The sequence below is a fragment of the Nocardia acididurans genome (assembly GCF_016741815.1).
In the GTDB taxonomy this organism is placed as follows: domain Bacteria; phylum Actinomycetota; class Actinomycetes; order Mycobacteriales; family Mycobacteriaceae; genus Nocardia; species Nocardia acididurans.
The window spans coordinates 1-5,280 of record NZ_JAERRJ010000036.1 but is presented as its reverse complement, the minus strand read 5'-3'; the positions used below and the strand labels follow the sequence as shown (position 1 = coordinate 5,280).

Genomic DNA, 5,280 nt, shown 5'->3' with positions numbered 1-5,280 from the left:
CAGCAACCGTTTGGCCAACAAGTTGGGCATGGACTTCGCCCAGTTCAGTTTCATAGCCTGCCCGCAAACGTCATAGATCGTCGATACTGGCTCCCGCAAATGGTTTCGGAGAACGCCGGGGGTCTGCCGCACAGCCACTGACGATCTGCATCGAAATGTGTAGCTGGCTGCGCGGTGAAGAAGATGGCGACTTGCCAGGAGTCGCAATCGTGTTCGCTGAACGTGGGGCGGATTGCCTGGTCAGCTGGCGAGGCAGTAACCCGTCGGGTCGGTGGCAGATACACCCGTGCTGGTCGCAACCCCCGGAAAGACAGTGAAAGGTTTCGTGGAAAGGCGCAGCGACGATCGTACTTCTCAGTAGTTCCCCTGCCGGGGAGGACACCGAGGCCCTACGGCCTGAATCTGTTCGAGGAGTCGATATGTTCGCCAAGTTCCTGACCGAGATCGTTCGCGCCGTCGCCGGTGCGGAGACCGGGTACGAGTACCCGACGCAGATCCAGATCGATCCTTCCATCGCTGAAGCGATCGCCACGGAGGGTCTCTGGGACGGACAGTACTCGTCGTAATCGCAACACCGGTCCTTGCTGTACCCGCCCGCCTCCGGGCGGGTACAGCTGGTTGTCCGCTAGGCAGTCAGTCCTGATGGAAGACCATCGAGGTGGTGCCGATCCGGATGACGGTCTTGTCTTTGATCGTGGCGGTCTGGTTGATCCGTTTGTCGTCAACGAAGACGCCGTTGGTCGAATCGAGGTCGCGGATGATGAGTCCGATCGCGCTCTGCAGGATCTTCGCGTGTTCGCGGCTCGCCTGGGCGTCATCGAGTTCCAGGTCGTTGTCGGGGTGACGTCCGATGGTGAAGACGGGTTTGCTCACCAGGAAGGTGGTGCCGTCGTCCAGTTGGAGTCGGCCGCTGGTTTGTGCGGCGTCGCGGGCGACTGTGGTGGGCATGTGGATTGGTCGGATTCGTTGGGGGCGCAGGGGTTCTCGCTGGTGGATCTTTCGTTCGAGCTCGACTAGTTCGGGCCCGGGGTCGATACCCTCGACCTCGCCGAGGATTGCGCGGGCTCGCCGGAGCGTGGTGAGGGCGTCGGCTTGCCGGGCGTTGAGGTACTGCACGGTGGCCAGTTGCGCCCACAGTCGCTCTCGTACCTGCATGACCTCGTCATGGGTCAAAGCGGTGAGCTCGCCGATGAGTTCGGTACGGGGGTCGGTTTCGATGTCGGCGTCGATCCGTGCCTCGAGGCAGGCTTGGAGATCGTTCTCCAACTGACTGCGTTCGCCGAAGATGAAGTTGAAATCCGGCAGGTTCGACAAGGGCGTGCCACGACCCTCGCGCAGGGCGCGGCGGTACAGTTCGGCGGCCTTGCGGTACTCGCCCGCGGCGACCGCGTCGTTCGCCGCGGCCCGGGCCGCGCGGAAACGGAAGACATCGCAGCAGGATTCGTCGAGTACGAGCCGGAATCCGGAGCCTCTGGTGTTGACCAGGATGTCCTCGTGACGCACCGACTGCGCGCTGAGTGCCTGACGCAGCTTCCAGATCGCGACGTGCACGTCGGGCGGGTCTGCTTCTTTCCCTTTGGCCAGCCTGTCGGCCAGTACCTCGGTCGGTACCGCCCGTTCGCGGTTCAAGGCCAGGTAGGCCAGAACCCCGGTCGGTATCGTTCCACCGAGCGGGACCACACGGTCGTCGATGCGTAGTTCGGCCGGTCCGAGAAGTCGTAGGTCAAATCCCCCGCTCCCGTTCGTACCGGGAGCCTGTCTGTCGATCACAGCGATAATCTTACGAACTCAACCACTTCCGATTCCTGTCCTTCCAACGTCACGATGTCCGAGTGGCGTCGGCGGGCACCCCCGGTGGCCAGTGCCGGAGGCGCGACATCAGAACTGGACGGTCCGGGTATCGGGGTCGAAACGCTGGTAGCCGACGAAGGTCCAGTTCCGGTGGGCGTGTTCGCGGTGGTTGGTGAAAGTGCCAGAGCCGGGCTGGATCAGCCAGATACCGAAGCGATCGCCGTCGTAGCTGACCGTCTGGAAGGCGACCGCGCTGGCGTTCATGGTGTATCCCCGGCCCCCGGTCGTTTTGCACACCATCACCCCGAACTTCTCGTTGCCGGTGCCGGTGAAGGTCTCCTCCCGCAGCGAAGCCAGATATCTTTCGACATTGCCGGCCGGTCCGATCCCGCCGATGGCGTGTGCCAGGTCCTGGTCGAAGCCGGCGGGGTGAGTAGTGTCATCGCCGGGTGTGCCCGCACAGGCGGGAACCACGGCCGCTACCGCCGAGGCGGCGACCGACGCCACCGCGGCGGCGAACTTGTTGTGGGCCATGCCGATTCCTGTTTCCTCTCCGGTCGCGCCGCTGCCCGGCGCGGGCAAGCTCCTCGGCGATGATCATCGCGCGGGGGGCTTTCCGCGCCGCTTTCCGTGGACCTTCCTGCCCCCACCGACAGTTACAGGGGTGCGCGCTCCGCCCAGTCGATGAGATATTCCGCGGCGTGGCCGGGCCAGGTGATCTCGATGGTGAATTCCGACCAGGGGGCCGTCGCGAATCCCATGCGCACTCGCATGTCTCCTTCAACCATGTGGACCGTGTAGAACGCCTCGTGATCGTCGGTGCCGTTCAGCGCGGTGGTCGAGGGCTGCTCGCCCTGATAGACATCTCGCAACTGCCGGGCCGCGCTGTCGGCGCTCAGGTAGTCGAAGATCACGAAGTTCAGGCCGTCGGGCTGGGTGCAGTCGATCTGGTAACCGGACTTGCCCAGGACAGGATCGACGATTTCATTGCGTCGCACGCAGCGGGCGTTCTCGTAGCCGAGGTTGGCGGTGGTGGTGGGAAGCAAATGGTCGAACGTCGTCACCGCGCGGGCCCCCGCATAGGAGGAGGGATCGACCGGAGATGTCGCCGGGTCCGCGTTCTGCCGCAGGGCCATCGGCACCGTGACCACCGCGCCGATCCCGACCAGCACCGACGCGGCCAGGCCCAGCAGCACCGTGGTGCGACGCCGCCCGCGGCGCGCTGCCGCCACCGGCGCGGCCGCGGTGGGATCGTCCCGGTACGGTCCCTTGTTCGACCCCGCGGCCACCGGGGCCGGCATCGTTGCCTCCAACGGTGGACGTGGGGAAGGCAAGGGGGCCACGGCCCCGGCGATCCTTCCCCCGCGCAGCGCTTGCGCAGCCGCAGCAACGAACTCGGTGCAGTTGCCGAACCGCTCGACGGGATTCTTGGCCAGCGCCCGAGCCAGCACCGGGTCCAGGGCACGCAGGTCCGGCCGGAAATCGCTGACCAGGCGCGGGGTTCCCTCCACATGCGCGAATATCAGCGCCTCGAACTCGCGCGCCGCGTACACCGGCTCGTCGGTCACAAGCTGAAACAGCGTGCACGCCAACGAGTATTGATCCGACCACGGCCCCACTGTTCCGCCCGAGACCTGCTCGGGAGCGATGAACGCCGCAGTGCCGTTGACCGATCCGGCGCGGGTCAACCCGGCATCGTCGTGTTGTCGGCGGGCGATCCCGAAGTCGGTGAGCAGTACCCGGCCGGGACGGCCGTCGACCGGCTCGCCGAGCAGAATGTTGGCGGGTTTGACATCGCGATGCAGCACTCCCTGGTGATGGGCGTGATCGAGGGCGGCAGCGACCTCCGCGCCGATCCGCACCGCCTGGTCGGCGGGTATGCCCGCCAGGACCGAGGCATCGGCGCCGGGAACGTACTGCATGGAGATCCACAGGATCTCGCCTTCGACACCGCGATTGAACACGGTGACGATATTGGGATGCTCCAGCTGCGCGACCAGATCGCCCTCACGCAGGAACCGCTGCTGTGACTCGTTGTCACTGGCGCCACGATTGAGCAGCTTCAACGCCGTGAATCTTCGTTCGAACTGCGGATCACGTGCCAAATACACTGTCCCCCAACCACCCGCGCCCAGACGGCGCTCGATCGTGTATCCGGCGAAAACCGTGCCGGGCTGCAAATCAATCATCCTGCGTGTCCTGAAGATCTCGGCCAAGGATGCTCCCCACCTTGGTAACTCGCTCGGATCGTAATCCGCCACCGTGTCCAACCTGGAAGCGTCTGATGCCGGTGCGTGATTCACGCACCGGCATCAGGTTTTTCATCTCATCTCATCGAACGACCAGCAGCACGTGGCTGCGTCGCCCTCGCCTCACCACCGCGGCCAGAACGAGGGCGCGTCCTCGAAACTGATCGCCGAGTCGATGTTCGAAGGGTTGTTGCTGATGGCGGCGGCCGATACCGTCGAAGCAGCAGCGACGCCACCACCGGCGACCGCCCCAGCGAGTAGGACGGTGGCGAGAATCTGACGAGCCTTCATGGTGATTCCTTTACGCGATACCGGGACCGACCCCGGCACTCCAGTGATTCATGTCCGACCGGCGACGGGTGTCGCGGTCGGACACAACAATCACCGAGCGCCCCTTTCCCGTGCCCTTTCTCCGCACTGTCCACCGGCATCGAGCGGCTCGCCGGCCCGCTGCTCACTCACGACCTGCGCCACAAACGCCAGAAAACCCCTCAGCCGATGCGCTGCCGCAGCTGAGGGGTTCCGTGTGAGATGTCGAGAGGCCGACCGTTGCCAGGCCGGACACCCCCCGGGAGGGCGGCGAGGCTCCGCCACCGATGAGGGGGAATGCTCAGAAGGTGACGGTCATGGTGTCACGGTTGTAGTCCTGGTAGCCCATGAAGGTCCAGTTCTGGTAGCCCCCGTCCGCGCCCCGGTGGAAGGTACCCGAGCCCGGCCGGATCAGCCAGACACCGAAGATGTCACCGTTGTACATGACCGACTTGAACGCGGCGGCCGAAGCATTGTTCACACAATCGAGCGCCTTGTGCATCTTGCACACCATCGCACCGTATTGTCCGTTCCCGGCATTGATGAAAGCATCCTCGAGCAGCGAGGCCAGATAGCCCTCGACGTTCTTCGCGTCCCGTACACCGTTGATCACCTTCTCCAGCAGATCGTTGGCGTTCACATCGATATTGAGGGGCGACTCGCCCTGGATGGAGGGGGCGGCCGTAGCCGCGGGAGCAGCCACACCGAGGGTGGTGGCCACAGAGGCGGCGAGCAGGGCTGCGGTGACGAATCGCTTGATACGCATCGGGTTTGGTCCTCTTCTTGTCTGCGACGCTGGGTCGGCTTCATCTCCGCCGGGTTGTTCCTGCGGTGTTGAGACAAGATTCGCCGACCGGACTTTCCAGCTCTCTTTTCCCTCACTGTCCTCACATCGCGGCCATCAGCGTGCGATCCAGGGCAACCAGTAATA

Annotated in this window: 6 protein-coding genes; 1 reads left to right on the top strand and 5 read right to left on the bottom strand. The window is 64.6% G+C overall.

Going from position 1 to position 5,280, the window contains the following annotated elements:
• Window positions 1-419: 419 nt before the first annotated feature.
• On the top strand, window positions 420-566 hold the full coding sequence (locus JK358_RS38645; protein ID WP_201958842.1) for a hypothetical protein: 147 nt from the start codon (window positions 420-422) through the stop codon (window positions 564-566).
• A gap of 67 nt (window positions 567-633) precedes the next feature.
• Here JK358_RS38645 and JK358_RS38640 read toward each other — a convergent pair whose 3' ends face one another.
• From JK358_RS38640 to JK358_RS38620, 5 genes are all read right to left on the bottom strand, one after another.
• Complete coding sequence (locus tag JK358_RS38640; protein ID WP_201958840.1) at window positions 634-1,770, bottom strand: BTAD domain-containing putative transcriptional regulator; 1,137 nt, start codon at window positions 1,768-1,770, stop codon at window positions 634-636.
• A gap of 108 nt (window positions 1,771-1,878) precedes the next feature.
• Window positions 1,879-2,325: a hypothetical protein gene (locus JK358_RS38635; RefSeq protein WP_201958829.1), complete on the bottom strand. Its 447-nt coding sequence runs from the start codon at window positions 2,323-2,325 to the stop codon at window positions 1,879-1,881.
• 122 nt (window positions 2,326-2,447) lie between these two features.
• Entirely contained in the window at window positions 2,448-3,980 is a 1,533-nt protein-coding gene (locus JK358_RS38630; RefSeq protein ID WP_201958827.1) for a serine/threonine-protein kinase, read from the bottom strand.
• Window positions 3,981-4,163: 183 nt separating this feature from the next.
• Window positions 4,164-4,331 (bottom strand): hypothetical protein, encoded by a 168-nt coding sequence (locus tag JK358_RS38625; RefSeq protein ID WP_201958825.1) that lies wholly within the window; start codon window positions 4,329-4,331, stop codon window positions 4,164-4,166.
• 319 nt (window positions 4,332-4,650) lie between these two features.
• The gene (locus JK358_RS38620; RefSeq protein ID WP_201958823.1) at window positions 4,651-5,115 is read right to left on the bottom strand and encodes a hypothetical protein; all 465 of its coding nucleotides are present in this window, start codon (window positions 5,113-5,115) and stop codon (window positions 4,651-4,653) included.
• Window positions 5,116-5,280 lie beyond the last annotated feature (165 nt).

Excerpts from the sequence above, each read along its gene's own strand:
- JK358_RS38645 (WP_201958842.1), top strand. The coding sequence starts at position 420 with ATGTTCGCCAAGTTCCTGACCGAGATCGTTCGCGCCGTCGCCGGTGCG.
- JK358_RS38635 (WP_201958829.1), bottom strand. The coding sequence starts at position 2,325 with ATGGCCCACAACAAGTTCGCCGCCGCGGTGGCGTCGGTCGCCGCCTCG.
- JK358_RS38630 (WP_201958827.1), bottom strand. The coding sequence starts at position 3,980 with ATGATTGATTTGCAGCCCGGCACGGTTTTCGCCGGATACACGATCGAG.
- JK358_RS38625 (WP_201958825.1), bottom strand. The coding sequence starts at position 4,331 with ATGAAGGCTCGTCAGATTCTCGCCACCGTCCTACTCGCTGGGGCGGTC.
- JK358_RS38620 (WP_201958823.1), bottom strand. The coding sequence starts at position 5,115 with ATGCGTATCAAGCGATTCGTCACCGCAGCCCTGCTCGCCGCCTCTGTG.